Annotated in this window: 25 protein-coding genes and 1 tRNA gene; 11 read left to right on the top strand and 15 right to left on the bottom strand. The window is 62.6% G+C overall.

Annotated features, from left to right (window positions below; all coding sequences use genetic code 11):
• The 9 genes from flgG to CAG00_RS07610 all read right to left on the bottom strand — a co-directional run bounded on the left by flgG (position 1) and on the right by CAG00_RS07610 (position 7398).
• Positions 1-786 (bottom strand): flagellar basal-body rod protein FlgG, encoded by a 786-nt coding sequence (gene flgG, locus CAG00_RS07655; protein ID WP_015271239.1) that lies wholly within the window; start codon positions 784-786, stop codon positions 1-3.
• Between the two features lie 47 nt (positions 787-833).
• Entirely contained in the window at positions 834-1574 is a 741-nt protein-coding gene (locus tag CAG00_RS07650) for a flagellar basal body rod protein FlgF (RefSeq protein ID WP_015271240.1), read from the bottom strand.
• Between the two features lie 425 nt (positions 1575-1999).
• Positions 2000-2185, bottom strand: a complete 186-nt coding sequence (locus CAG00_RS07640) for a hypothetical protein (protein WP_039612679.1) — start codon at positions 2183-2185, stop codon at positions 2000-2002.
• Between the two features lie 72 nt (positions 2186-2257).
• Complete coding sequence (gene flgE / locus CAG00_RS07635) at positions 2258-3613, bottom strand: flagellar hook protein FlgE (RefSeq protein ID WP_075045942.1); 1356 nt, start codon at positions 3611-3613, stop codon at positions 2258-2260.
• 31 nt (positions 3614-3644) lie between these two features.
• A complete protein-coding gene (gene flgD, locus CAG00_RS07630; protein ID WP_075045943.1) occupies positions 3645-4349 on the bottom strand; it encodes a flagellar hook assembly protein FlgD in 705 nt (234 codons plus the stop codon).
• 15 nt (positions 4350-4364) lie between these two features.
• Positions 4365-4808 (bottom strand): flagellar basal body rod protein FlgC, encoded by a 444-nt coding sequence (gene flgC / locus CAG00_RS07625; RefSeq protein WP_003257260.1) that lies wholly within the window; start codon positions 4806-4808, stop codon positions 4365-4367.
• Positions 4809-4810: 2 nt separating this feature from the next.
• Positions 4811-5221: a flagellar basal body rod protein FlgB gene (flgB, locus tag CAG00_RS07620; protein ID WP_015271243.1), complete on the bottom strand. Its 411-nt coding sequence runs from the start codon at positions 5219-5221 to the stop codon at positions 4811-4813.
• Positions 5222-5589: 368 nt separating this feature from the next.
• Positions 5590-6417: a protein-glutamate O-methyltransferase CheR gene (gene cheR, locus CAG00_RS07615; RefSeq protein ID WP_015271244.1), complete on the bottom strand. Its 828-nt coding sequence runs from the start codon at positions 6415-6417 to the stop codon at positions 5590-5592.
• A gap of 51 nt (positions 6418-6468) precedes the next feature.
• Positions 6469-7398 (bottom strand): chemotaxis protein CheV, encoded by a 930-nt coding sequence (locus tag CAG00_RS07610; protein WP_039612677.1) that lies wholly within the window; start codon positions 7396-7398, stop codon positions 6469-6471.
• Positions 7399-7475: 77 nt separating this feature from the next.
• On the opposite strand from CAG00_RS07610, the gene flgA reads away from it, so the two are divergent.
• From flgA to CAG00_RS07590, 4 genes are all read left to right on the top strand, one after another.
• A complete protein-coding gene (gene flgA / locus CAG00_RS07605; protein WP_085663973.1) occupies positions 7476-8228 on the top strand; it encodes a flagellar basal body P-ring formation chaperone FlgA in 753 nt (250 codons plus the stop codon).
• A gap of 164 nt (positions 8229-8392) precedes the next feature.
• Positions 8393-8707, top strand: coding sequence for a flagellar biosynthesis anti-sigma factor FlgM (gene flgM, locus CAG00_RS07600; protein ID WP_025340104.1), 315 nt, complete (start codon positions 8393-8395; stop codon positions 8705-8707).
• 49 nt (positions 8708-8756) lie between these two features.
• Positions 8757-9224: a flagella synthesis protein FlgN gene (locus CAG00_RS07595; protein WP_039612676.1), complete on the top strand. Its 468-nt coding sequence runs from the start codon at positions 8757-8759 to the stop codon at positions 9222-9224.
• 80 nt (positions 9225-9304) lie between these two features.
• Entirely contained in the window at positions 9305-10048 is a 744-nt protein-coding gene (locus CAG00_RS07590) for a flagellar brake protein (protein ID WP_085663972.1), read from the top strand.
• Positions 10049-10388: 340 nt separating this feature from the next.
• On the opposite strand, the gene CAG00_RS07585 is transcribed toward CAG00_RS07590, so the two are convergent.
• Positions 10389-11729, bottom strand: a complete 1341-nt coding sequence (locus CAG00_RS07585; RefSeq protein WP_085663971.1) for an MFS transporter — start codon at positions 11727-11729, stop codon at positions 10389-10391.
• A 250-nt stretch (positions 11730-11979) separates the two neighbouring features.
• Here CAG00_RS07585 and CAG00_RS07580 point away from each other — a divergent pair, with 250 nt between their 5' ends.
• The gene (locus tag CAG00_RS07580) at positions 11980-12564 is read left to right on the top strand and encodes a hypothetical protein (protein ID WP_139832746.1); all 585 of its coding nucleotides are present in this window, start codon (positions 11980-11982) and stop codon (positions 12562-12564) included.
• Between the two features lie 24 nt (positions 12565-12588).
• Here CAG00_RS07580 and bkdR read toward each other — a convergent pair whose 3' ends face one another.
• Positions 12589-13074: a Bkd operon transcriptional regulator BkdR gene (gene bkdR / locus CAG00_RS07575; protein WP_012273540.1), complete on the bottom strand. Its 486-nt coding sequence runs from the start codon at positions 13072-13074 to the stop codon at positions 12589-12591.
• 198 nt (positions 13075-13272) lie between these two features.
• Here bkdR and CAG00_RS07570 point away from each other — a divergent pair, with 198 nt between their 5' ends.
• The 4 genes from CAG00_RS07570 to lpdA are packed head-to-tail and all read left to right on the top strand — an operon-like array spanning position 13273 to position 18234.
• A complete protein-coding gene (locus CAG00_RS07570; protein WP_085614551.1) occupies positions 13273-14505 on the top strand; it encodes a 3-methyl-2-oxobutanoate dehydrogenase (2-methylpropanoyl-transferring) subunit alpha in 1233 nt (410 codons plus the stop codon).
• A 1-nt stretch (position 14506) separates the two neighbouring features.
• A complete protein-coding gene (locus tag CAG00_RS07565; RefSeq protein ID WP_013973637.1) occupies positions 14507-15565 on the top strand; it encodes an alpha-ketoacid dehydrogenase subunit beta in 1059 nt (352 codons plus the stop codon).
• Positions 15566-16852, top strand: a complete 1287-nt coding sequence (locus tag CAG00_RS07560) for a dihydrolipoamide acetyltransferase family protein (protein WP_085663969.1) — start codon at positions 15566-15568, stop codon at positions 16850-16852.
• 2 nt (positions 16853-16854) lie between these two features.
• A complete protein-coding gene (gene lpdA / locus CAG00_RS07555) occupies positions 16855-18234 on the top strand; it encodes a dihydrolipoyl dehydrogenase (protein ID WP_085589062.1) in 1380 nt (459 codons plus the stop codon).
• A 179-nt stretch (positions 18235-18413) separates the two neighbouring features.
• Here lpdA and CAG00_RS07550 read toward each other — a convergent pair whose 3' ends face one another.
• Together CAG00_RS07550 and CAG00_RS07545 are read right to left on the bottom strand one after the other, a co-directional pair.
• Complete coding sequence (locus CAG00_RS07550; protein WP_085663968.1) at positions 18414-19412, bottom strand: diguanylate cyclase; 999 nt, start codon at positions 19410-19412, stop codon at positions 18414-18416.
• Between the two features lie 234 nt (positions 19413-19646).
• A complete protein-coding gene (locus CAG00_RS07545) occupies positions 19647-20525 on the bottom strand; it encodes a LysR family transcriptional regulator (protein WP_025340113.1) in 879 nt (292 codons plus the stop codon).
• Positions 20526-20646: 121 nt separating this feature from the next.
• Here CAG00_RS07545 and CAG00_RS07540 point away from each other — a divergent pair, with 121 nt between their 5' ends.
• Positions 20647-21381 (top strand): AzlC family ABC transporter permease, encoded by a 735-nt coding sequence (locus tag CAG00_RS07540; RefSeq protein ID WP_085663967.1) that lies wholly within the window; start codon positions 20647-20649, stop codon positions 21379-21381.
• Positions 21378-21704, top strand: coding sequence for an AzlD domain-containing protein (locus CAG00_RS07535; protein ID WP_085614556.1), 327 nt, complete (start codon positions 21378-21380; stop codon positions 21702-21704). The genes CAG00_RS07540 and CAG00_RS07535 overlap by 4 nt, the downstream gene beginning before the upstream one ends.
• A gap of 74 nt (positions 21705-21778) precedes the next feature.
• Here the strand turns inward: CAG00_RS07535 and CAG00_RS07530 are convergent.
• Together CAG00_RS07530 and phnN are read right to left on the bottom strand one after the other, a co-directional pair.
• A tRNA-Arg gene (locus tag CAG00_RS07530) sits at positions 21779-21855 on the bottom strand.
• Between the two features lie 111 nt (positions 21856-21966).
• The gene (gene phnN / locus CAG00_RS07525; RefSeq protein ID WP_085663966.1) at positions 21967-22560 is read right to left on the bottom strand and encodes a phosphonate metabolism protein/1,5-bisphosphokinase (PRPP-forming) PhnN; all 594 of its coding nucleotides are present in this window, start codon (positions 22558-22560) and stop codon (positions 21967-21969) included.
• Positions 22561-22886 lie beyond the last annotated feature (326 nt).

Below are 22886 nucleotides of genomic sequence, written 5' to 3'. Positions count from 1 at the left end.
TCAGAGCTGTTGAGTAACGAACGACAGCATCTGGTCAGCGGTGGAAATGACCTTGGAGTTCATCTCGTAGGCACGCTGGGTGGTGATCATGTTCACCAGCTCTTCCACGGTGCTGACGTTGGAGTTTTCCAGGGTCTGCTGCAGGGTGGTGCCGAAACCGTTCAGGCCCGGGGTGCCGACTTGCGGCGCGCCACTGGCGGCGGTTTCGAGGAACAGGTTGTCGCCAATCGCCTGCAGGCCGGCCGGGTTGATGAAGTCGGCGGTCTGGATGTTGCCGATCACCTGCGCAGCCGGGTTGCCGGCGGTGGTGATCGACACGGTGCCGTCCTGGCCGACGGTGAAGGTCTGCGCGTCGTTCGGCACGACGATGGCAGGCTCCAGGGCGAAGCCGTTGGCGGTGACGATCTGGCCGTCGGAGTTCAGGTGGAAGGTGCCGTCACGGGTGTACGAAACGGTGCCGTCCGGCTGCAATACCTGGAAGAAACCACGGCCGTTGACCGCCATGTCCAGCGGGTTTTCCGTGGTCTGCAGGCTGCCGGTCTGGAAGTTCTTCTGGGTGCCGACAATGCGCACACCAGTACCGACCTGCAGGCCGGAAGGCAGCTCGCTGTCCTGGGTGGACTGCGCGCCCGGCTGGCGTTTGATCTGGTACAGCAGGTCCTGGAACTCCGCGCGATCACGCTTGAAGCCGGTGGTCGAGACGTTGGCCAGGTTGTTGGAGATGACCGTCAGGTTGGTGTCCTGGGCGGACAGGCCGGTTTTAGCGACCCAAAGAGCCGGAAGCATGTAAGTTCTCCTCGTGCGCCTGTTTTACGGCACCCGTTCAAAAGTGATTAGCCGATTTGCAAAACACGCGCCATGGCTTCGTCGCCTTCCTTGGCCGCGTTCATCATCTTGACGTGCAGTTCGAATTGACGGGACAGCGCCAGCACCGAGGTCATTTCTTCCACGGCGTTGACATTGCTGCCTTCCAGGAAGCCCGACACCACCCGCACGTTGACGTCGGCGTCCGCCGGTTGGCCGTCGCGGGTATGGATCAGACCATCCAGGCCCTTGGTCAGGCCTTTGGTATCGGGGTTGACCAGCTTGATGCGGTCGACTTCGGCCATCACGCGCGGGTCTTCCCCCATGGAGCGGATGCTGATGGTGCCATCGGCGCCGACTTCGACCTTCTGCTCTGGCGGAATCGCAATCGGGCCGCCATTGCCGATCACCGGCATGCCGTTGCCGGCACGCAGCACACCGAGGGCATCGATGTTCAGGCTACCGGTGCGCACGTAGGCTTCACTGCCATCGGGTGCCTGCACGGCGATGAAGCCCTTGCCGGTCACCGTCACATCCAGATCGCGGCCGGTTTCCACCATCGGACCTTCGCTGAAGTCGGTGGCCGGGCGCTCGGTCATGGCAAAGGCGCGCGACGGAAAGCTGTCACCGAACACCGGCATCGAGCGAGCCTGCTCCAGGTCTCGCTGAAAACCGTTGGTGGAAATGTTCGCCAGGTTGTTGGCGTGCGCCTTCTGCGCCAGCGCATTCTGGCTGGCACCGGTCATGGCCACGTAAAGCATCTTGTCCACAGTCATCCTCCATTGCACTGGCGGTCGTTTGCCGCTCGCCGTTGCTATGCGAGCTAGAAAGCAAGTTCCGAACCAACTTTGCGAAATCATGAAAAAGCCCGTGGATACGGGCTTCTGGAGGCCTTGCTCAAGTCGCGAACGCCGGTTATCCGGCGCCGGGTTGCCGATGGCGGCAAACTTGTACCGGCCTCTGCGGGAGCAACTGTCTTGGCGCGATCCCTGTAGGAGCGGCCTTGTGTCGCGAAAGGGCTGCAAAGCAGCCCCAGCAATCTATGCGGCGAAGCTGAAATCCCGGGGGCGCTTCGCACCCCTTTCGCGACACAAGGCCGCTCCTACAGGTACAGCGCCAACCTCGAGAGCAACACTCCCACTGAGCGGCCTTGCCAAATAAATCGGTCATGAACAAAGGGCCGGTACCGGCTTCATCAAGGCTCGCGGCAACCACCATTGCTGTAGGGGCCGGCGAACTTCTTCCAGCCATCCCCCGGCGGCCATTGCGAGCAGACCAGGCGCCCATCCACCTGGCTTTCCCAGCGCCACCAGGGCGCGGTACCGGCCTGGGCCTGGTACAGGCAGAAAGCAGCGACCAATGTGACAACCAGCCTTTTCATGCCCCCTCCGGCAAAGACGACGAACCCCTTCATGACAAAGGGGTTCGCCCACACACACTCAGCCAGCGACCATCAGGCCATCTGGATGACGGTCTGCATGATGGTGCTTTCAGTGGAGATGGTCTTGGCGTTTGCCTGGTAGTTGCTCTGCGCCTTGATCAGCTCTACCAGCTCCTGCGTCAGGTTCACGTTCGAGCCTTCCAGCGCGTTGGACTCGACGCTGCCCAGGGTACCTGTCTTCGGCGCATCGATGCCCGGGATGCCGGACGTGTAGGTTTCGGTCCAGCGGGTACCACCAATCTGCTGCAAGCCCTGCTCGTTGGCGAAGCTGGCCAGGGCCACCTGGCCAATGGCACGGGATTGCTGGTTGCTGAAACTGGCGAACAGCACACCGGTCGAGTCGATGCTCAGGCTCGACAGGATACCGGTCGCGTAGCCGTCCTGAGACTGCGACATGCGCGCGGTCTCGGTGTTGTAGGAGGTGGTGCTGTTCATCGCCAGGCGCATGCCATCGGCATTGCCCACCGCGCCGTTGGAGATCCAGTTACCCGCAGAATCTTCCACCGCCGGCACCCAGCCAGTCATGGTGAAGGTGTTGTTGGTCACGGTGAACGACGAGCCCGCCGGGTGGCCGGTATTGTCCGCAGTCATGCTCTTGACCGAGCCATCGCTGTTGAAGCTGATGGTGCCAGTCAGCGGCACGGTGGAGGATGGGGAAAACGGGTTGCGCCCATCGACCAGGGTGTACATGGTCCACTCATTGGTGCCAGTCTTGCGATAGAACTGCTCCATGGTGTGCTCGTTACCCTGGCTGTCGTACACCTTGGTCGGGAAAGACTTGGTGTAGGTCGTCTGATCGGAAGGATCGAACGGCAGGTTCGGCACCATCACGCCAGTGCCATCGTCCACTTCCAACGGGATATCGGCGGCCGAAGAATTCAGGTTGATACCCTGGTCGATCAGGGACGTTGCCTTTGGCTGCAGCGACGACGTATCGATCTGCAGATCGGTGAGCACGCCCTTCTGGATCTTGCCAGTCGAGTCGGCGGCATAGCCCTGCAGGCGCAAGCCGTCCGAGGTAACCACGAAGTTGTCCTTGCTGGCCTGGAAAGCACCCGCACGGGTGTACACGCGCGAGCCGTTATCGGACAGCACGAAGAAGCCCTGCCCCTGAATCCCCATGTCCAGCACGTTGCCGGTGGTGTTGACGTCACCCTGGGTGAACTGCTGGGAAACCGCTGCCAGGCGCACACCGTTACCCACCTGGTTCTTGCCCACGCCCAGGCGGTTGGAACCTGCATAGACATCGGCGAACTCGGCACGCGACGACTTGAAGCCGTTGGTGTTGACGTTGGCGATGTTGTTGCCGGTGACATCCAGCTGCTTGTTTGCTGCGTACAGACCGCTAAGGCCGATATTGAAAGACATGAATTCGCTCCTTTTGCCGCTCTAGCGGGCCTTAGATACCGATGGTTTGCACGTCGGAGAGGGACACTTTGCCAACACCGGCGAGGTTGAGCACCATTTCGCCGGCGGCACTGAAACTGACGCTGGTCACCTTGGCTGGCAACAGCGTATTCATCTGCACCGACTTGCCATCCACTGTAGTGGTGGCAGTGAAGGTGTAAGTACCAGGGTCGACTTTCTGGCCACTGCTGTTGGTACCGTCCCAGATGAAATCGGCGTAACCGGCTTTCTGCTCGCCCAGCTCGATGGTCTTGACGGTATTGCCGTCCTTGTCCTTGATGGTGATCTTCGCTTCGCCGATGGCTTGCGGCACGACGAACTGCGCATTGAAGCTTTCTGCGGTGTCGACCACGGCCTTGTCGTTCTGCACCACCACCGAACGCCCGACCAGCGACGACGCCTGCAGGGCCTGGGACGAGGCCATGGCGCTGGTGATGGAGTTGACCGATTCGTTCAGCGAGGTAATGCCTTCCAGGCTGCTGAACTGCGCCAACTGGGCAACGAACTCACCGTTGTCCTGTGGGTCCAGCGGGTTCTGGTGTTGCATCTGTGTGACCAGCAATTGCAGGAACGCGTCCTTGCCGAGCGAGTCGTTGCCGGTCTTGGATGCGGTGTCCGTGGTCTTCTTCGTGCTGGTGCCTACACCCGACGCCGCGAGCACGTCGTTGAGGTTCACACCGTTGGTATCGATTGCCATGGTCTGGTTTCCTTATCACTGACCGAGGGTCAGGACCTTCTGCATCATGGCCTTGGCCGTATTCATCAACTCGGCGTTGGTCTGGAACGCGCGGCTGGCGGAGATCATGTCAGCCATCTCCTCGACCACGTTGACGTTCGGGTAGTAGACGTAGCCGTCCTTGTTCGCCGCCGGGTGGTTGGGCTCGTAACGGGCCTCCAGGTTGCTCTGGTCCTCGACGATGCCTTTTACCTGCACGCCCTGCCCTGCCTCGCCCTGGTCTTCGAACAGCGACTGGCTGCCGCCGGCCTGTGCGTCCTGGAAGGTGGTGGCGAACACCGGGTGGCGGGCGCGGTAGGTCTGGTCGATGCTCGAGGACACGGTCTCGGCGTTGGCGATGTTGGAAGCAACGGTGTTCAGGCGCGTGTTCTGCGCACTCATGCCGCTACCGGCAATGTTGAAGACACTGGAAAGGGACATGGTCATTCTCCCCGCAGGGCCGAAACCAGCCCTTTGAATTTACTGTTGAGCAAGGTGAAGCTGGCCTGGAAGCCGACGGCGTTTTCGGTGTAGTTCGATTGCTCGATCTGCGCGTCCACGGTGTTCTGGTCGATCGACGGCTGCGTTGGTGTGCGGTACTTGAGGGTATCGTCGGCCATGGCCAGGCCCTCGGCCTCGATATGGCGGCTGTTGGTACGATCGAGGCTGAAACGGCCGCCACTCTGCTGCTTGTCGCTCTCGGCAGCGAGCACCGAGGCGAAGTCCATGTCGCGCGCCTTGTAGTTGGGCGTGTCGGCGTTGGCGATGTTGTTGGCCAGCACTTCGGCGCGCTGGGCGCGGAAGCCCAGGGCCTTTTCGTGAATACCAAGCGCCTTGTCGAAGCTGATGCTCATGTCGGGGAAACCTTCGGAGGTTGACCGGAATATCGTTGGGCAAGGTATAGCAAGGGCTGTGCCAACCAACAGAAAGCCCGGAAATACGGGCTTGCAGGGCAAGGTGCTGTCAGAGTGATGCCAGAAAAGCGGCAAAGGCCTTCCGCCTTGAGCGGCGAAAGCGGCAATTGCCGGGCGGCAAAAGCGGCAAAACAAAAAATTGACGTCAGTATTTTTCCTGCGCCGGCCTCTTCGCGGGCAAACCCGCTCCCACAGGGTTCTGCACAGCTTTAAAAGTCGGTGCGGTACCTGTGGGAGCGGGTTTACCCGCGAAGAGGCCAGCACAGGCAAACAAAAAGGCCGGCAACTTTCGCTGCCGGCCTTTGTGCTTACTTCGCCTGGTAGATGATCCCCGGACTGCACTGCACCATCTGGTAATGGTCCGGCAACCCGTTCAGCGCCTCGGAAGCCCCGAGGAACAGATACCCACCCGGCTTCAAGGTACTGTGGATACGCAACAGGATGTCCTTCTTCACCTGCGCCGAGAAATAGATCAGCACGTTACGGCAGAACACCACATCGAACTTGCCCAGGCTGGCATAGCTGTCGAGCAGGTTGAACGAGCGGAACTCGACGCGGCTGCGAATCGCCGGCTTGACCGCCCAGCGCCCCGGCCCCTTGGTGTCGAAGTAGCGCTGCAGGCGCTCCTGGGACAAGCCACGGGCAATCGCCAGGCTGTCGTACTCGCCGGTCTTGCAGTTGGTCAGCATGGTGCCAGACAGGTCGGTGGCAACGATCTGCGCGCCCATCTTCAACTGGCCGAGGTTGCTACGCTCGAATTCGTCGATGGCCATCGAGATGGAATACGGCTCCTGCCCCGACGAACAGGCCGCCGACCACATGCGCAGGCGCTGGCCGGGGTTGTTGCGGATGAACTCGGGGATGACCTTGTTCTTCAGCACCTCGAACGGGTAGGTATCGCGAAACCACAGGGTCTCGTTGGTGGTCATGGCATCGACCACCTGCTCGCGCAAGCCGCCACGCGGCTGGGCCTGGATGCGCTGCACCAGCTCGCCCAGGCTCTTGATGCCCTGTTGCTCCATCAGCTTGTTGAGACGGCTGGAGACCAGGTACTGCTTATTCTCGCCCAGCAGGATGCCACAGGCTTTCTCCAGGAAGACCCGGAACTGTTCGAAATCCAAATTACCCGTAGACACTACTGCCGCCTCTTTTAAATCACTGGTGCCGGGGGCCTGCCCCCGGCTGCTTCAATGCGTTGCCTTGATCCGGTCGACCACCCGCTGGGCCAGGTCGTCCGGCTTGAACTTGGCCAGGAAGTCATCGGCACCGACCTTCTTGACCATCGCCTGGTTGAACACCCCGGAAAGCGAAGTATGCAGGCAGATGTGCAATTTTTGCATGCGCGGATCGCTGCGGATCTCCGCTGTTAGCGTATAGCCGTCCATTTCCGGCATTTCAATGTCCGAGATCATCATCAGGAACTCTTCTTCCGGCTTCTTGCCCTCATCCACCAGCTGGCGCAGGTAGTTCAGGGCCTGACGGCCGTCATTGAGCGCCACCACCTCGACCCCCACGGTCTGCAGGCAGCGGCTGACCTGCTTGCGCGCCACCGACGAATCGTCGACGGTGAGCACCCGCAGCAGCACGGCCTTGTCCTGCACCTCGGCATCGATCACCCCGGCCGACACCGACTCGGACGACGGCGCCACTTCGGCCAGCACCTTCTCCACATCGATGATCTCGACCATGCGGTTGTCCACCCGGGTAACCGCGGTCAGGTAGTGGTCGCGGCCGGTGCCCTTGGGTGGCGGATGGATTTCTTCCCAGTTCATGTTGACGATGCGCTCCACCGAATGCACCAGGAAGCCTTGGGTCTTGGTGTTGTACTCGGTGATGATCACGAAACTGTTGCGCGTGTCTTCCTGCAGCGGCCGCAACCCGGTGGCCATCGACAGGTCGAGGATCGGGATGGTCGCCCCGCGAATATTGGCAACACCGCGCACCACCGGGTGCGCCTTGGGCAGCAGGGTCAGCGCAGGGCATTGCAGCACTTCCCTGACCTTGAATACGTTGATGCCGTAAAGCTGCTCGCCATTGAGGCGGAACAGCAGCAATTCCAGGCGATTCTGCCCTACCAGCTGCGTGCGCTGGTTGACCGAATCCATAACACCTGCCATGCCAGACTCCTTTATGTTTCAGCCTTTCGTTGCAACTCATGTAGCGAGTCGGCACGGGCTTTGCTTTTTTGAGCGCCATGTACACGAAAACGACATTTTTCCGACGATTGACGCGCCTGCTGACTGGCTCGCTGGCCATGCTGTGCCTTCTGGTGCCCGGCGTTCGCACGGTAGCGGACGCGTTTACCTTGCCTGAACAGCTTATCGGTGTCACTCAAGGGTTTCTTGAATTCAGCGTCGAAGATTATCTGGCAACCACCCAGACCGCCGGCCGTTACGAGATCCAGGTCAACCCGCTGGACCCGCGCCTGCGCATGCCGCTGTGCAGCCAGCAACTGGACGCCTCGCTGGAAAGCCCGGCCCAGCCGTTGGGCCGCGTCACGGTAAAGGTGCGCTGCGAAGGCACGGCGCCTTGGACCGTGTTCGTGCCGGCCACCGTGCGGCTGTTCCGCGAAGTGGTGGTGGTGACCCGGCCGCTCAAGCGCGACAACGTGGTGGGCGAAGGTGACGTGGCCCTGCGCGAGCGCGATGTCGGCACCCTGGGCCAAGGCTTCTTGACCGAACTGGAACAGGCGGTAGGCATGAAGATGCTGCGCCCCACGGTGATCGACCAGGTACTCACCCCGCAACACCTGGAACAGGCCGAGGTGGTGCGCAAGGGCGACCACGTGGTGATCATCGCCCGCAGTGGCAGCCTGAGTGTGCGCATGCCCGGAGAAGCCCTGAGCAAGGGCGGCCTGAGCGAACAGATCCGGGTGCGCAACCTCAATTCCAAACGGGTGGTCAAGGCCAGGGTGACCGGCCCCGGCCAGGTCGAGGTAAGTATGTAGCCAGCCCATTGATTTGCGCTGGCGGTGAGGAACCGCTTTTCCTAAACTGTGTCAGAAAACGGGTTCGCGAGCTTGCTGACAGGCGGCTATGCATTTGTGCCTAAAGTTTCTTTCGGGTTGGCCGAAAACAAGGCAAGCGTCCAAATACCCAGAGGTTTCTGATCATGGTCATCGACTTCAGTCGTTTGAATAACTCTCCGTCCGTCACGGGCGGCGTGCGCGGCAACACCGCGAACGGCAGCGCCGAAAAACCGGCAGCCAGCCAGGAAGCGGCAACCGCCACCAGCGCCAGCGGAGAAGCGGTACACCTCAGCCAAGAGGCCCAGCAGTTGCAGAAGATCAGCGACAAGCTGCGCGACGAGCCAGTGGTCAACAGTGCCCGTGTGGCCCAGTTGAAACAGGCGATCGCCGACGGCAGCTACCAGGTCGATGCCGGCCGGGTCGCCAGCAAACTGCTCGATTTCGAAGCCCAGCGCTGACCGTTCGGCGCGCTGACTTCACGGACGCTAGAAAAGCCTAGAGTTAGCCATGCACGACACCACCTTGCTGCAACTGATCGAAGATGACATCGCCCCCATGCAGGAGCTGCTGGACCTTCTGCAAAAGGAAGCGATCGCCCTGCATGGCCGCGACATGGCGCCACTGGAGAATATCCTGGCCCGCAAGCAGTCTTTGATCGTGCTGCTGGAGCAGCAAGGCCTGCGGCGCAACAACCTGCTTGCCAGCCTTGGCCTGAGCCCTGATCGCGCCGGAGTGGAGGCCGTGGCGGCACAATCACCGAACGGTGAACTGCTGCTGCAGCAACTCGATGTGATCAGCCAGCTGATGCAAGCCTGCCAGCAGCTCAACGAGACCAATGGCCGGATCATCCAGGTGCAGCAACACGTCACCAACAACCAGATCCGGATCCTCATGGGCGGCGATTCTCCGTCGCTCTACGACAGCCGCGGCAGCACCTCGCCACTGGCCAAGCCACGGGCGCTCAGCCAAGTGTGATTTTTTCTATCAAGGCACGGAACATACTGGCAAAATGCCGTTAATTGCGTGTGTCGCTTTTGCCTGGAGAACGATAAGCCGTGTTCAATGAATCCGATGCCCCGCAGCCGCCAAAGGTGCTGACCACCCCTTTGGAGATTGCGGCCAACTTGCGGCAGCTGCAGGAAAGCCACGACCCCCTGATCATCACCTTCCACGACCGCAGCCAGCGCTTCCAGAGCTACGTGGTGCACGTGGACCGTGAAAGCAACACCCTGGCGCTGGACGAGATGATCCCGCGTGACGGTGAAAAGTTCATCGAGAACGGCGAACACTTCCGCGTCGAAGGCTTCCATGATGGCGTGCGCATCGCCTGGGACTGCAACCACGAGCTGAAGATCAGTGAAGTCGACGGCCACCGCTGCTACCGCGGCGCCATGCCATTGGAGATGACCTACCACCAGCGCCGCAATGCCTTCCGCGCCGCGCTGAAGCTGTCGCAGCTGGTCGATGTCATCCTCGATGGTACCCACCTCAAGGGCAACGGCGCCCTGCGTGGCAAGCTGCTGGACATCTCCGCCACCGGCTGCAAACTGCGCTTCGAAGGCAATGTCGAGGATCGCCTGCAACTGGGCCAGGTGTACGAGCGTTTCAAGGCGGGCAACCCGCTGGGCCTGGTCGACACCATGGTCGAGCTGCGCCACCTGCACTATGAAGAGCGGATCAACACCACCTTTGCCGGCGTGCGCTTCCATAACCTTACCGGGCAGGCGCAGCGCAAGGTCGAGAGCTTCGTGTACCAGTTGCAGCGTGAAGCGCGGCGGTTCGACAAGGACGACTATTGATCGTCGGCCGAGTACAAAAACGCCACCTATCAAGGTGGCGTTTTCATTTGTGCTTCTCCTGTGCCGGCCTCTTCGCGGGCATGCCCGCTCCCACAGAACTGCACATAACTCATTGAATTAGCAGGGACTCTGTGGGAGCGGCTTTAGCCGCGAACACCGGCGCAGCCGGTGCCATGCACCGCGTTGGATTCTTCGCGGCTAAAGCCGCTCCCACAGGGTACGCGTACTGCTTGCGGATCCAGTTATCTACGCGACAGCTCTCCCACAGGTACAACGCATGCCTTGAACGCTGCGCGGTCGCTGTGGGAGCGGGCGTGCCCGCGAAGAGGCCGGCACAGGCCTACACCGACTTGCTGACCTCACCTTCCGGCTCAGGCTCCTTGTCAGTCCCCTTCTCTTCCGCCTCGGTATCCTCCGCCGCCACCGGCGCCTGCATTACCTCCTGCACCGTCTGCTCATCCACCCGTGGGTCCAGCGCCGCCGACAGTGGCGAACCGGCAGCCGGCATGGCAACGTGGCCCAAAGGCGCATCCTGCACCTGGTGTAGCCCAGTGACCGCCTTCGGCCGAATGCGCCACACCAGCACCAGGGCAAAGAACACGAAGAAGGCATACAGCATCTGCGGGCCGAGCACCTTCATCAGCACGCCTGCCGCCAGCGGCCCGATACACGCGCCCACGCCGTAGGTCACCAGCAGCATCGCGGTCAGCGACACCCGCCGTTCGCTTTCCACATGGTCGTTGGAAAACGCCACCGCCAGCGGGTACAGGCAGAACTGCAGCAACGAAATCACGAAGCCTATGCCGAACAGCAACTCCAGCGGCACGCTGGGCAGCATCGCCAGCGGCGACGAGGCCAGCGCCAACCCCACCGCCACGCTGCGGATCAGCACTGCCCGATCGTAGCGGTCAGACAACCAGCCCAGCGGCCACTGCACCAGCAGGCCGGCAAAGATGCAGCTACCCATGAACAGACCGACCTGCTCGGTAGTCATGCCCTGGCTGGAGGCATACAAGGGTGCCAGGCCATAGAACGAGCCGACGATCAGCCCCGAACCCAGCACCGTGCTGAGCGACTGCGGCACGCGCTTGATGAAGAACTTCGGCTCCATCGGTGCCGGGCGCAACGGCGCCGGGTGAATGCGCCGGGTCATGGCGACCGGTACCAGGCACAGGGTGAAACACATGGCCACCAGCATCAGCAGCTCCAAGCCAAGCTGTGGGTGCACCACCAGGATCAGCTGGCCGAGCACCAGGCCCAGGTACGAGGCGATCATGTAGCCGCTGAACACCGCGCCGCGATGCTTCACGTCGGCCTGCTCGTTCAGCCAGCTCTCGATGACCATGTACTGGCACATCATCCCCAGGCCGACGATCATCCGCAGCCCGACCCAGGCCGGCAGCCAGCTGGTCAGGCCATGGCCGAGCACCGCCGCGCCGACGATGCCGGCGCAAGTGGCATAGGCGCGAATGTGCCCTACCCGGCCAATCAACCGGTGGCCGACCTTGCCGCCTACCGCCAGGCCAAAGTAGTTGGCCGCCATCAAGGCACCCACCCACAGGCTGTCGACATGATCGGCTGCCAGGCGCAGGGCCAGGTAGGTACTGAGCAGGCCCGAGCCGATCAACATCATCAGCGCGGCGAAATACAACGACTGAAACGGCTTCCAGATATTTCGCATAAGTCCCTTGCGGCTCCCGGGTCAGGTGGCGATGGGTTGCAGACAAGCATAAGGGCAAATGCCAGGGAATGAGTGCGGTGGCGGGTAAAATGCTGTTGCCGGGGCGCGTCCGGTGCAGGTCATGTCGCGATCAGGCCTGTACAGCAGGCTGACAGGCACCCCCTTCCGTTGGCTGAAACGCATCCATGTCCCAAGTCGACAGGCAGTGCCTTAGCCTGGGCTACCGCCTCAGCAATCATCGGAGACCTACATGATAAGGGCCAATTTCACCGCTACACTTCATAACGTCCACCGTGGCCAGATCGTTGTTGCAGACAACAACGTACACCCAGTGCTTGGCCTGGATGAAGACGGCTGGCTGTGCACGACTGCCGCGCGCAGGAGCGTGCCACGCAGTGCGGATGAATTCCAACGACTTGCATTCCATTTCGAATTCATCGAGCACCGTGAAGACCGCACGCACTACTACATTACCTGCGCAGAACACTGGGCCTATATTGGCGCCAGGCTTGAAAGCAGTTCCAATGGCTGGCTAGGCCTGTATGGTACGCATGTGGCCGGGCGGGTCCGGGATGTGCTCAACGCCCCACATCCGTACAACCTGCTACGTACCCGGCCCTACTGGAAAATCGAAACGCTCCAGCCATGGGACGGCACAGTGGAGAGCGCCGGCTTTATTCCCTTCTACCTGCGGGACATGAACGGCTACCGTGTTGCGGAGTCGCTCTCGGACAATGTCCCGGTACTTGACCTGGGGCGCCAGTACTACCTCAACGCCGGCGAGCGTACCGGTGACGTGCTCGAATTCTTCCTGAGCGATATTCAGCTGACCTGACCAGCAAGCGCAGTACTCGGACGGCTACTCCCGCAAGGTCATGCCATTGGCCGGCAGCGGCAAGGCCGTCTTGTAGCGCACCTGCTTCAAGGCAAAACTGGAACGGATATTGGCCACCCCTGGCAACCGCGTCAGGTAATCCAGGAACCGTTCCAGTGCCTGGATACTGGGCAGCAGTACCCGCAACAGGTAGTCCGGATCGCCCGTCATCAGGTAACACTCCATCACCTCGGGCCGTTCGGCAATTTCTTCCTCGAAACGGTGCAACGACTGCTCGACCTGTTTTTCCAGGCTCACGTGGATGAACACGTTCACGTCCAGCCCCAACGCCTCGGGCGACAGCAAGGTCACCTGCTGGCGGATCACCCCCAGTTCTTCCATGGCCCGCACCCGGTTGAAGCAGGGTGTGGGGGACAGGTTCACCGAGCGGGCCAGCTCGGCGTTGGTGATGCGGGCATTTTCCTGCAGGCTGTTGAGAATGCCGATATCGGTACGATCGAGTTTGCGCATGAGACAAAATCACCGGTTTTTTGTGTTTATGCGGAATGTTTATCTGCCCCGCTCGGCAAAGGCAATCAACTTGAGAGAAAAATTCTCCTGCCGGCCCACTAAGATGTAGGGGACGCTGACCTACCAGTCACAAGCCGGTACTCAGCGGCGGCCGCTTCAGAGCTCACAAAAACAAATACCCGAGCGAGCGTAAAAAGCATGAACGAGTACGCCCCCCTGCGTTTGCATGTGCCCGAGCCTACCGGCCGGCCAGGCTGCCAGACCGATTTCTCCTACCTGCGCCTGAACGATGCAGGTCAAGCCCGTAAACCCCCAGTCGATGTCGACGCTGCCGACACCGCGGACCTGTCCTACAGCCTGATCCGCGTGCTCGACGAGCAAGGCGACGCGCAAGGCCCGTGGGCCGAAGACATCGACCCGCAAGTTCTCCGTCAGGGCATGCGCGCCATGCTCAAGACACGGATTTTCGACAGCCGCATGGTGGTCGCCCAGCGCCAGAAGAAGATGTCCTTCTACATGCAGAGCCTGGGTGAAGAAGCCATCGGCAGCGGCCAGGCCCTGGCGCTGAACCGCACCGACATGTGCTTCCCCACCTACCGCCAGCAAAGCATCCTGATGGCCCGCGACGTGTCGCTGGTCGAGATGATCTGCCAGCTGCTGTCCAACGAGCGTGACCCGCTCAAGGGCCGCCAGCTGCCGATCATGTATTCGGTACGCGACGCCGGTTTCTTCACCATCAGCGGCAACCTGGCGACCCAGTTCGTGCAGGCGGTCGGCTGGGCCATGGCCTCGGCGATCAAGGGCGATACCAAGATCGCCTCGGCGTGGATCGGCGACGGCGCAACCGCCGAGTCGGACTTCCACACCGCCCTCACCTTCGCCCACGTGTACCGCGCCCCGGTGATCCTCAACGTGGTCAACAACCAGTGGGCGATCTCCACCTTCCAGGCCATCGCCGGTGGCGAGTCGACCACCTTCGCCGGCCGTGGCGTGGGTTGCGGCATTGCCTCGCTGCGGGTTGACGGCAACGACTTCGTCGCCGTGTACGCCGCCTCGCGCTGGGCCGCAGAACGCGCCCGTCGCGGCCTGGGCCCATGCCTGATCGAGTGGGTCACCTACCGTGCCGGCCCGCACTCGACCTCGGACGACCCGTCCAAGTACCGCCCGGCCGATGACTGGAGCCACTTCCCGCTCGGCGACCCGATCGCCCGCCTGAAGCAGCACCTGATCAAGATCGGCCACTGGTCCGAGGAAGAACACCAGGCCACCACTGCCGAACTGGAAGCCGCGGTGATCGCCGCGCAGAAGGAAGCCGAGCAGTACGGCACCCTGGCCAACGGTCACATCCCGAGTGCCGCCTCGATGTTCGAGGACGTGTACAAGGAAATGCCCGACCACCTGCGCCGTCAACGCCAGGAACTGGGGGTTTGAGATGAACGACCACAACAACAGCATCAACCCGGAAACCGCCATGGCCACCACTACCATGACCATGATCCAGGCCCTGCGCTCGGCCATGGATGTCATGCTCGAGCGCGACGACAATGTGGTGATCTACGGCCAGGACGTCGGTTACTTCGGCGGCGTGTTCCGCTGCACCGAAGGCCTGCAGAACAAGTACGGCAAGTCTCGCGTGTTCGACGCGCCGATCTCCGAGAGCGGCATCGTCGGCACCGCCGTGGGCATGGGTGCCTACGGCCTGCGCCCGGTGGTGGAAATCCAGTTCGCCGACTACTTCTATCCGGCCTCCGACCAGATCGTTTCCGAGATGGCGCGCCTGCGTTACCGTTCGGCCGGCGAGTTCATCGCCCCGCTGACCCTGCGCATGCCCTGCGGCGGCGGGATCTATGGCGGCCAGACCCACAGCCAGAGCCCGGAAGCGATGTTCACCCAGGTGTGCGGCCTGCGCACTGTCATGCCGTCCAACCCGTATGACGCCAAGGGCCTGCTGATCGCCTCGATCGAATGCGATGACCCGGTAATCTTCCTGGAACCCAAGCGCCTGTACAACGGCCCGTTCGACGGCCACCACGACCGCCCTGTCACGCCGTGGTCGAAGCACCCGCAAAGCGCGGTGCCCGATGGCTACTACAGTGTGCCGCTGGACAAGGCGGCCATTACCCGCCCCGGCAATGACGTGACCGTGCTGACCTACGGCACCACGGTGTACGTGGCCCAGGTGGCCGCCGAAGAAACCGGCGTCGACGCCGAGGTGATCGACCTGCGCAGCCTGTGGCCGCTGGACCTGGACACCATCGTCGAGTCGGTGAAAAAGACCGGCCGCTGCGTGGTGGTACACGAGGCCACCCGCACCTGCGGCTTCGGCGCCGAACTGGTGTCGCTGGTGCAGGAACACTGCTTCCACCACCTGGAGGCGCCGATCGAGCGCGTCACTGGCTGGGACACCCCCTACCCCCACGCACAGGAATGGGCTTACTTCCCAGGGCCTTCGCGGGTAGGTGCGGCATTGAAAAAGGTCATGGAGGTCTGAATGGGCACGCACGTCATCAAGATGCCGGACATTGGCGAAGGCATCGCGCAGGTCGAGTTGGTCGAGTGGTTCGTCAAGGTCGGCGACATGATCGCCGAAGACCAGGTAGTGGCCGACGTCATGACCGACAAGGCCACCGTGGAAATCCCTTCGCCGGTCAGCGGCAAGGTGCTGGCCCTGGGTGGGCAGCCAGGTGAAGTGATGGCGGTCGGCAGCGAGCTGATCCGCATCGAAGTGGAAGGCAGCGGCAACCATGTGGATGTGCCCACCAAGGATGCGCCAAAGCCCGAACAGGTCGAAGCCCCCGCTGCCCCGGTAGCCGCCAAGCCAGAGCCGCAGAAGGAAGCAAGACCGGCCGCGTGTCAGGCGCCCGTCAACCACGAGGCAGCCCCGATCGTGCCGCGCCAGCCAGGCGACAAGCCGCTGGCCTCGCCGGCGGTGCGCAAGCGTGCCCTGGATGCCGGTATCGAACTGCGTTACGTGCATGGCAGCGGCCCGGCCGGGCGCATCCTGCACGAAGACCTCGACGCCTTCATGAGCAAGCCGCACAGCACTGGCGGACAAGCGCCGAGCGGCTATGCCAAGCGCACCGACAGCGAGCAGGTGCCGGTGATCGGCCTGCGCCGCAAGATCGCCCAGCGCATGCAGGACGCCAAGCGCCGGGTCGCGCACTTCAGCTATGTGGAAGAAATCGACGTCACCGCCCTGGAAGCCCTGCGCCAGCAACTCAACAGCAAGCACGGCGACAGCCGCGGCAAGCTGACCCTGCTGCCGTTCCTGGTGCGTGCCCTGGTCGTGGCACTGCGCGACTTCCCGCAGATCAACGCCACCTATGACGACGAAGCCCAGGTCATCACCCGCCATGGCGCGGTGCATGTGGGCATCGCCACCCAGGGTGACAACGGCCTGATGGTGCCGGTGCTGCGCCATGCCGAAGCTGGCAGCCTGTGGACCAATGCCGGCGAGATCTCGCGCCTGGCCAACGCTGCCCGCAACAACAAGGCCAGCCGCGACGAGCTGTCCGGTTCGACCATCACCCTGACCAGCCTGGGCGCCCTGGGCGGTATCGTCAGCACACCGGTGGTCAACACCCCGGAAGTGGCGATCGTCGGTGTCAACCGCATGGTCGAGCGGCCTGTGGTGATCGACGGCCAGATCGTCGTGCGCAAGATGATGAACCTGTCCAGCTCGTTCGACCACCGCGTGGTCGATGGCATGGACGCCGCGCTGTTCATCCAGGCCGTGCGCGGCCTGCTCGAACAACCCGCCTGCCTGTTCGTGGAGTGAGCATGCAACAGACTATCCAGACTACCCTGTTGATCATCGGCGGCGGCCCTGGCGGCTACGTGGCTGCCATCCGTGCCGGGCAACTGGGCATCCCCACCGTGCTGGTGGAAGGCCAGGCACTGGGCGGTACCTGCCTGAACATCGGCTGCATCCCGTCCAAGGCGCTGATCCACGTGGCCGAGCAGTTCCACCAGACCTCGCGCTTTGCCGGCCCGTCGGAGCTGGGCATCAGCGTTGCCTCGCCGCGCCTGGACATCGGCCAGAGCGTGGCCTGGAAGGACGGCATCGTCGACCGCCTGACCACCGGCGTCGCCGCCCTGTTGAAAAAGCACGGGGTCAAGGTGATCCATGGCTGGGCGAAGGTGCTCGACGGCAAGCAGGTCGAGGTCGATGGCCAGCGTATCCAGTGCGAGCACCTGTTGCTGGCCACTGGCTCCAGCAGTGTCGAACTGCCGATGCTGCCGCTGGGCGGGCCGATCATTTCCTCGACCGAAGCCCTGGCACCGAAAACCCTGCCGCAGCACCTGGTGGTAGTGGGCGGCGGCTATATCGGCCTGGAGCTGGGCATCGCCTACCGCAAGCTGGGCGCACGAGTCAGCGTGGTGGAAGCGCGCGAGCGCATCCTGCCGACCTACGACAGCGAGCTGACCGCACCGGTGGCCGAATCGCTGAAGAAATTGGGCATCACCCTGCACCTGGGCCACAGCGTCGAGGGTTACGAAGGCGGCTGCCTGCTGGCCCGTGATGGCCAGGGTGCGCAATTGCGCCTGGAAGCCGACCAGGTGTTGGTGGCCGTGGGCCGTCGGCCGCGCACGCAAGGTTTCAACCTGGAGTGCCTGGACCTGAAGATGAACGGCGCCGCCGTCGCCATCGACGAGCGCTGCCAGACCAGCATGCGCAATGTCTGGGCCATCGGCGACGTGGCTGGCGAACCGATGCTGGCGCACCGGGCCATGGCCCAGGGCGAGATGGTCGCCGAGATCATCGCCGGCAAGGCACGCCGTTTCGAACCCAGCGCGATCGCCGCGGTGTGTTTCACCGACCCGGAAGTGGTGGTGGTCGGCAAGACCCCGGAACAAGCCAGCCAGCAAGGGCTGGACTGCATCGTCGCGCAGTTCCCGTTTGCTGCCAATGGCCGGGCCATGAGTCTGGAATCGAAAAGCGGTTTCGTGCGGGTGGTGGCGCGCCGTGACAACCACCTGATCCTGGGTTGGCAGGCGGTTGGCGTGGCGGTTTCCGAGTTGTCGACGGCGTTTGCCCAGTCGCTGGAGATGGGCGCGTGCCTGGAGGATGTGGCCGGCACCATCCATGCCCACCCGACCCTGGGTGAGGCGGTACAGGAAGCGGCACTGCGCGCCCTGGGCCACGCCCTGCATATCTGACACTGAAGCGGCCGAGGCCGATTTGGCCCGCAGCGCCCCAGGCGTTGCGGGTCTTTTTTCATTGGCGAGCCTGTGCCGGCCTCTTCGCGGGTAAACCCGCTCCCACAGGGACATCACTGCCCGTGAGAGCAGTGGCGCACCTGTGGGAGCGGGTTTACCCGCGAAGAGGCCGGCACAGGCTACTCGGCAATAGCGTTCTTGCCGTTCCCCTTGGCCCGGTACAGCGCCGTGTCGGCACGCGCCAGCAGTGCATGCTGGTCCTCCCCTTCCTGCCATTGCACCACGCCGTAACTCATGGTCAGCTGGCAATCGCCCACCGGCTCCACCTGCACCATCGCCTGGCGCAAGCGTGCTGCCACTTCCAGCGCCTCGCCCAGCGAGGCCTGCGGCAATACGATGACGAACTCGTCCCCGCCCCAGCGCGCCAGCAGGTCCTGCTGCCGCAGGCAGGTACGCAGGACGTCGACCACCCGCACCAGCGCCGCATCGCCACGGGCATGGCCATAGCGGTCATTGATCGGCTTGAAGTCGTCCAGGTCCATGGCTATCAGCGACAACGGCTGGCGAAAGCGCTTGGCACGCTCGCACTCCAGTTGCAGCGCCTTCTCCAGCCGATAGCGGTTGGCAATGCGGGTCAACGCGTCGCGCTCGGCCAGCTCGCGGTTTTCGTCCAGCTGCCGCTGCAACTGCTGGTTCACCCAGGACAGCTCGCGGGTGCGTTCGGCCACCTGGCTTTCCAGCGACTGGTTCCTCTGCTCCAGTTGCGCCACCAGGCGCTTGTTGGCGTCGATGTTGCGGTGGGCACCGAGCATGCGCGCCACCGAGCCATCCTCGTTATGGGCGATGATGTAGCCGCTGTCTTCGATCCACAGGTAGCTGCCATCGTGGCAACGGCAGCGGTATTCGACCAGGTAATGCTCGTTGCGCTGGTTGATGTACGCCTCGAAATGCGCCATCACCCGCGAGTAGTCCTCCGGGTGGATCACGCTTTCCCAGGTGAGCACCGAGTTGGCCATGGAGTGACTGGGGTAGCCGAGCATGGCGTACCAGCCCGGGTTGCGATAGACGTAGCCGGTATTGGCATTCCAGTCCCAGATACCATCGCTGATCAGATCGAACAACGTATGCAACTGCTGTTCACTGAAGCCGGCGGGTACCGGCCGGGTTTCCTGACTCATGGACGCTCTCCCTGATGCCCAGCCACAAGTGGCATGCCTCTGACGGGCAAGCATATGCCTAGCGTGGCACCATCGGAATAGCCCCAACGCCCTATTTTCGCGGTGTTGACGACGGGCATGGCATTTGCCCCGTTCGGCCTCTGTGGGAGCAGGCGCTGCGGTGTAGGGCACCGGCTTCGCCGGTGTTCGCGGGCACACCCGCTCCCACAGACACCGTGCATGGCTTGGGGGCGCTCAAGCCAACTGCAACAGCGCCTCCTCCACTGCGGCAACCACCTGGTTGCCCTTGGCACCCGGCAGCCGCCATGCGGCGATGGTCATGCCCAGTGGCACCGCGCGGTCGATGGGGGCGACCAGTTCGCCGCTGTCGAGGTAACGTTGCACCAGGCTTCTGCGCCCTATCAGCACCCCGGCGGCCAGCAAGGCTTGCTGCAGGGCGATCGAGTACAGGGAAAAACCCGGCCCACGGGCAACGAACTTGTGCCCGGGCATCACCGCCCCCGTCCACACCGCCCAGTCGTTCCAGCCCACGTCGGCGATGCAACGGGCGTCGGCAAGGTCCTCGGGCTTGGCGATGCTGGCGGCCAGGGCCGGCACGCACACGGGCAGGACTTCTTCCGTGGCTATCCTGCGTTGCCAGCGCTCGGGCTTTTCGGTGTAGAACAGGCACAGGTCGAACGGGCTGCGCTTCAGGTTGGGCGGCTCATCCACCGCCGTCACCGAGATCTCGATGGGTGCCAGCAGCCGGGTCAGTTCCGGCAGGCGTGGCCCTATCCACAACTGCGCCAGGGCAGGCGATGTGACGATATGCACCCGCTGCGGTGCGGCCAGGCGGCGCAGTGTGCGCGCGGCGGCTTCCACCGCGTCGAACGCCTCGGTGAACTGGCCTTTCACGCTTTCGCCCAAGGGCGTCAGGCGCACGCCTTTGGCGTGGCGCTCGAACAAGGCCGCGCCATATTCGCTTTCCAGGGTCTTGACCAGGGCGGCGATGGCCCCCGGGGTCACCTTCAGCTCGAGTGCGGCACGGGCAAAACCGCCCAAGCGGGCTGATGCTTCGAAGGCACGCAGGGCATTGAGCTGCAGCGAGTGCCGGGTGGGAGTATCGAGGTACACGGTTTCAGGCCTATTTTTTTTAGGCCTACTATTCCAGAAATCTGACGTTGAGGCCAACTGTCGCGCGCATTAACGTGGGCGTACCGCCCTTGCACCGTCTGCACTCTTTCAAGGATTTCAAATGCCGTATCCAAACGGGACCCAAGCGTTCAGGCAAGGTGCCCACAGCGCCCTGCCATTGACCTCCGGCATCGTGCCCTTCGGCCTGATCACCGGGGTCACGGCGATCGGCATGGGCCTGTCGCCAACCGATGCCATCGGCATGACCTTGCTGTTCTACTCCGGTTCGGCGCAAATGGTGGTGATGCAGTTGATGCAAAGCGCCGCCCTGCCGGTGACCATGGTAGTCACCGCACTGGTGATCAACCTGCGCTTCCTGATGTACAGCGCCAGCCTGGCCCCGCACCTGGGCCAGCTGCCGCGCCGCCACAAGTGGCCGATGGCGTACATGCTGTCAGACCAGTCCTTCGCCCTGTGCACGCTGAAGATGGGCACAGGCGGGCTGGGGCAGCATGCCTACCCCTACTATGCCGGTACGGCAATCACCATGTTCTTTGGCTGGAACCTCTCGGTGCTGGCGGGCATGTACCTGGGCGCGAGCATTCCTGAAGACTGGTCGCTGGGTTTTGCCATTCCATTGTCATTCCTGGCCCTGTTGATACCCGGCATTCGCAATGCGGCCACGCTTGGCGCAGCGCTGACCGGCGGCGTGCTCGCCGTGCTGGCCGCCAACCTGCCCTACAACCTTGGCCTGCTGGCTGGCGCGCTGGGCGGCATCATCGCCGGGCTGGCCATCGAGAGCTGGCAAAAACAGCAAACCGTGGCAGACGCCAATACCGAGCAGGAAGCATCATGAGCGAAACGACCCAGTGGATAACCTTCATTCTGATCGGCCTGGGCACCTTCGCCATCCGCCTGTCGTTCATCGAGTTGCACACGGTGCTGCGCATCCCCCCACTGTTTCGCCGCGCCCTGGCGTATGTCCCGGCCAGTGTGCTGGCGGCATTGGTACTGCCGGCCGTGGTATTCCCTGACCGGCAGGCGGGGTTCGACTGGATGAACCCGCAGATACCAGCGGCGATACTGGCCGCGCTGGTGGCGTGGCGTACGCGCAGCACGATGCTGACGCTGATTGTGGGAATGGGAATGCTGTGGGCCTTGAAGCATCTGGGGATGTAGGAATACGCAGGTACAAGGCTTCCCGATTTCGCGTCACCAACACCGGGTGAACGCGGTAAGGGAGCGAAAGGAAATGGCGTCCCAGGCAGGAATTGAACCTGCAACCTTCCCCTTAGGAGGGGGATGCTCTATCCAATTGAGCTACTGAGACGCAAGTACCGGCAGCGGACGCTGCACAGCAGGACGGCCAGCATGTTAACCAGCATGCTGGCGTTTGTCATGCCTCACGCGGGCTTTTTCGCGTAATCCTTTTCTGCCAATGCTACACCTGCGGCAGCACGCCTTCATCACGCAGCAGCGCGAACAATGCCGCGACCGCGGTTTCCAGGGTGGTGGAGTTGTCCAGCACATGCAGCGACGGATCGGCCAGCGCCTGCAAGCGTGCATTACGTGCCAGGCGCTGCTCGACTTCCTCTGCGCTTTCCCGGCCACGGGCCACCAGGCGCTCGCGCAGCACCTCGTGCCGGACCTCGACCAGCACTGCCAACAGGTTCGGGTAGCGCCGACGCGCCTCGGCCAGATAGGCCCGCGAACCATTCACCAGCACCGCCCTGCCCTCCGCCAGCCACTGGTCCACCTGCAGTGGAATGCCGTAATCCAGACCATTGGCCCGCCAATGCATGGCGAAAGCGCCTTGCGCGCGCAGTGCTTCGAACTGTTCGGCCGAGACTCCATGGGCGGCTTCGCCCTTGGCTTCGGCCGACCGGGTAATGACGCGACGGGCGATTTCCACCCCCGCGGCTGCCAATCGCTCACGAGAAGCATCGATCAGGGAATCTTTCCCGGAACCCGACGGTCCTACCAGATATACCAACCGGCCTGTCCCTGATTGGCGGTCGCTTGCGTCATGTTGCATAGCCACTATGCTCTATGGAGGGAAACCGGCACATTCTAGGGGCTTTCCCGGCCTTTTGCTGCGTTTTACCAGTTTTTGACGGCAAAAGTCTGACGATTGGGCAAGCTGGAGCATGTAAAACTTTTCAAACCAGTACTCATTTCTGATAATTGGTACTGGCACAAAGCCTTTATCCGGCTCACTATTTGTCACAGAATTGACGCCAAGGAAACGGCGACCATGAGGCAAGATGAGCATCCATTTTTCACAGACGGTTGAACATTTCGTCGTCGCCACGGTCGTACTACCACCCCGTGCGGCCAATTTGAGAACCGCTTCCCCTGAAC

The organism is Pseudomonas sp. B5(2017) (assembly GCF_002112825.1).
In the GTDB taxonomy this organism is placed as follows: Bacteria; Pseudomonadota; Gammaproteobacteria; order Pseudomonadales; family Pseudomonadaceae; genus Aquipseudomonas; species Aquipseudomonas putida_Z.
The sequence above is the reverse complement of the archived record's forward strand: the minus strand, read 5'-3'. Positions and strand labels throughout refer to the sequence as shown.

What these genes read in the sequence shown, in the direction of transcription:
- flgM (WP_025340104.1), top strand. Translation starts at nt 8,393, where the DNA reads ATGGTCATCGACTTCAGTCGTTTGAATAACTCTCCGTCCGTCACGGGC.
- CAG00_RS07535 (WP_085614556.1), top strand. Translation starts at nt 21,378, where the DNA reads ATGAGCGAAACGACCCAGTGGATAACCTTCATTCTGATCGGCCTGGGC.
- CAG00_RS07570 (WP_085614551.1), top strand. Translation starts at nt 13,273, where the DNA reads ATGAACGAGTACGCCCCCCTGCGTTTGCATGTGCCCGAGCCTACCGGC.
- lpdA (WP_085589062.1), top strand. Translation starts at nt 16,855, where the DNA reads ATGCAACAGACTATCCAGACTACCCTGTTGATCATCGGCGGCGGCCCT.
- CAG00_RS07565 (WP_013973637.1), top strand. Translation starts at nt 14,507, where the DNA reads ATGAACGACCACAACAACAGCATCAACCCGGAAACCGCCATGGCCACC.
- flgB (WP_015271243.1), bottom strand. Translation starts at nt 5,221, where the DNA reads ATGAGCATCAGCTTCGACAAGGCGCTTGGTATTCACGAAAAGGCCCTG.
- CAG00_RS07540 (WP_085663967.1), top strand. Translation starts at nt 20,647, where the DNA reads ATGCCGTATCCAAACGGGACCCAAGCGTTCAGGCAAGGTGCCCACAGC.
- CAG00_RS07640 (WP_039612679.1), bottom strand. Translation starts at nt 2,185, where the DNA reads ATGAAAAGGCTGGTTGTCACATTGGTCGCTGCTTTCTGCCTGTACCAG.
- flgC (WP_003257260.1), bottom strand. Translation starts at nt 4,808, where the DNA reads ATGTCCCTTTCCAGTGTCTTCAACATTGCCGGTAGCGGCATGAGTGCG.
- CAG00_RS07610 (WP_039612677.1), bottom strand. Translation starts at nt 7,398, where the DNA reads ATGGCAGGTGTTATGGATTCGGTCAACCAGCGCACGCAGCTGGTAGGG.
- CAG00_RS07585 (WP_085663971.1), bottom strand. Translation starts at nt 11,729, where the DNA reads ATGCGAAATATCTGGAAGCCGTTTCAGTCGTTGTATTTCGCCGCGCTG.
- CAG00_RS07595 (WP_039612676.1), top strand. Translation starts at nt 8,757, where the DNA reads ATGCACGACACCACCTTGCTGCAACTGATCGAAGATGACATCGCCCCC.
- flgE (WP_075045942.1), bottom strand. Translation starts at nt 3,613, where the DNA reads ATGTCTTTCAATATCGGCCTTAGCGGTCTGTACGCAGCAAACAAGCAG.
- flgD (WP_075045943.1), bottom strand. Translation starts at nt 4,349, where the DNA reads ATGGCAATCGATACCAACGGTGTGAACCTCAACGACGTGCTCGCGGCG.
- CAG00_RS07560 (WP_085663969.1), top strand. Translation starts at nt 15,566, where the DNA reads ATGGGCACGCACGTCATCAAGATGCCGGACATTGGCGAAGGCATCGCG.
- CAG00_RS07550 (WP_085663968.1), bottom strand. Translation starts at nt 19,412, where the DNA reads ATGAGTCAGGAAACCCGGCCGGTACCCGCCGGCTTCAGTGAACAGCAG.
- bkdR (WP_012273540.1), bottom strand. Translation starts at nt 13,074, where the DNA reads ATGCGCAAACTCGATCGTACCGATATCGGCATTCTCAACAGCCTGCAG.
- flgA (WP_085663973.1), top strand. Translation starts at nt 7,476, where the DNA reads ATGTACACGAAAACGACATTTTTCCGACGATTGACGCGCCTGCTGACT.
- CAG00_RS07580 (WP_139832746.1), top strand. Translation starts at nt 11,980, where the DNA reads ATGATAAGGGCCAATTTCACCGCTACACTTCATAACGTCCACCGTGGC.
- phnN (WP_085663966.1), bottom strand. Translation starts at nt 22,560, where the DNA reads ATGCAACATGACGCAAGCGACCGCCAATCAGGGACAGGCCGGTTGGTA.
- flgG (WP_015271239.1), bottom strand. Translation starts at nt 786, where the DNA reads ATGCTTCCGGCTCTTTGGGTCGCTAAAACCGGCCTGTCCGCCCAGGAC.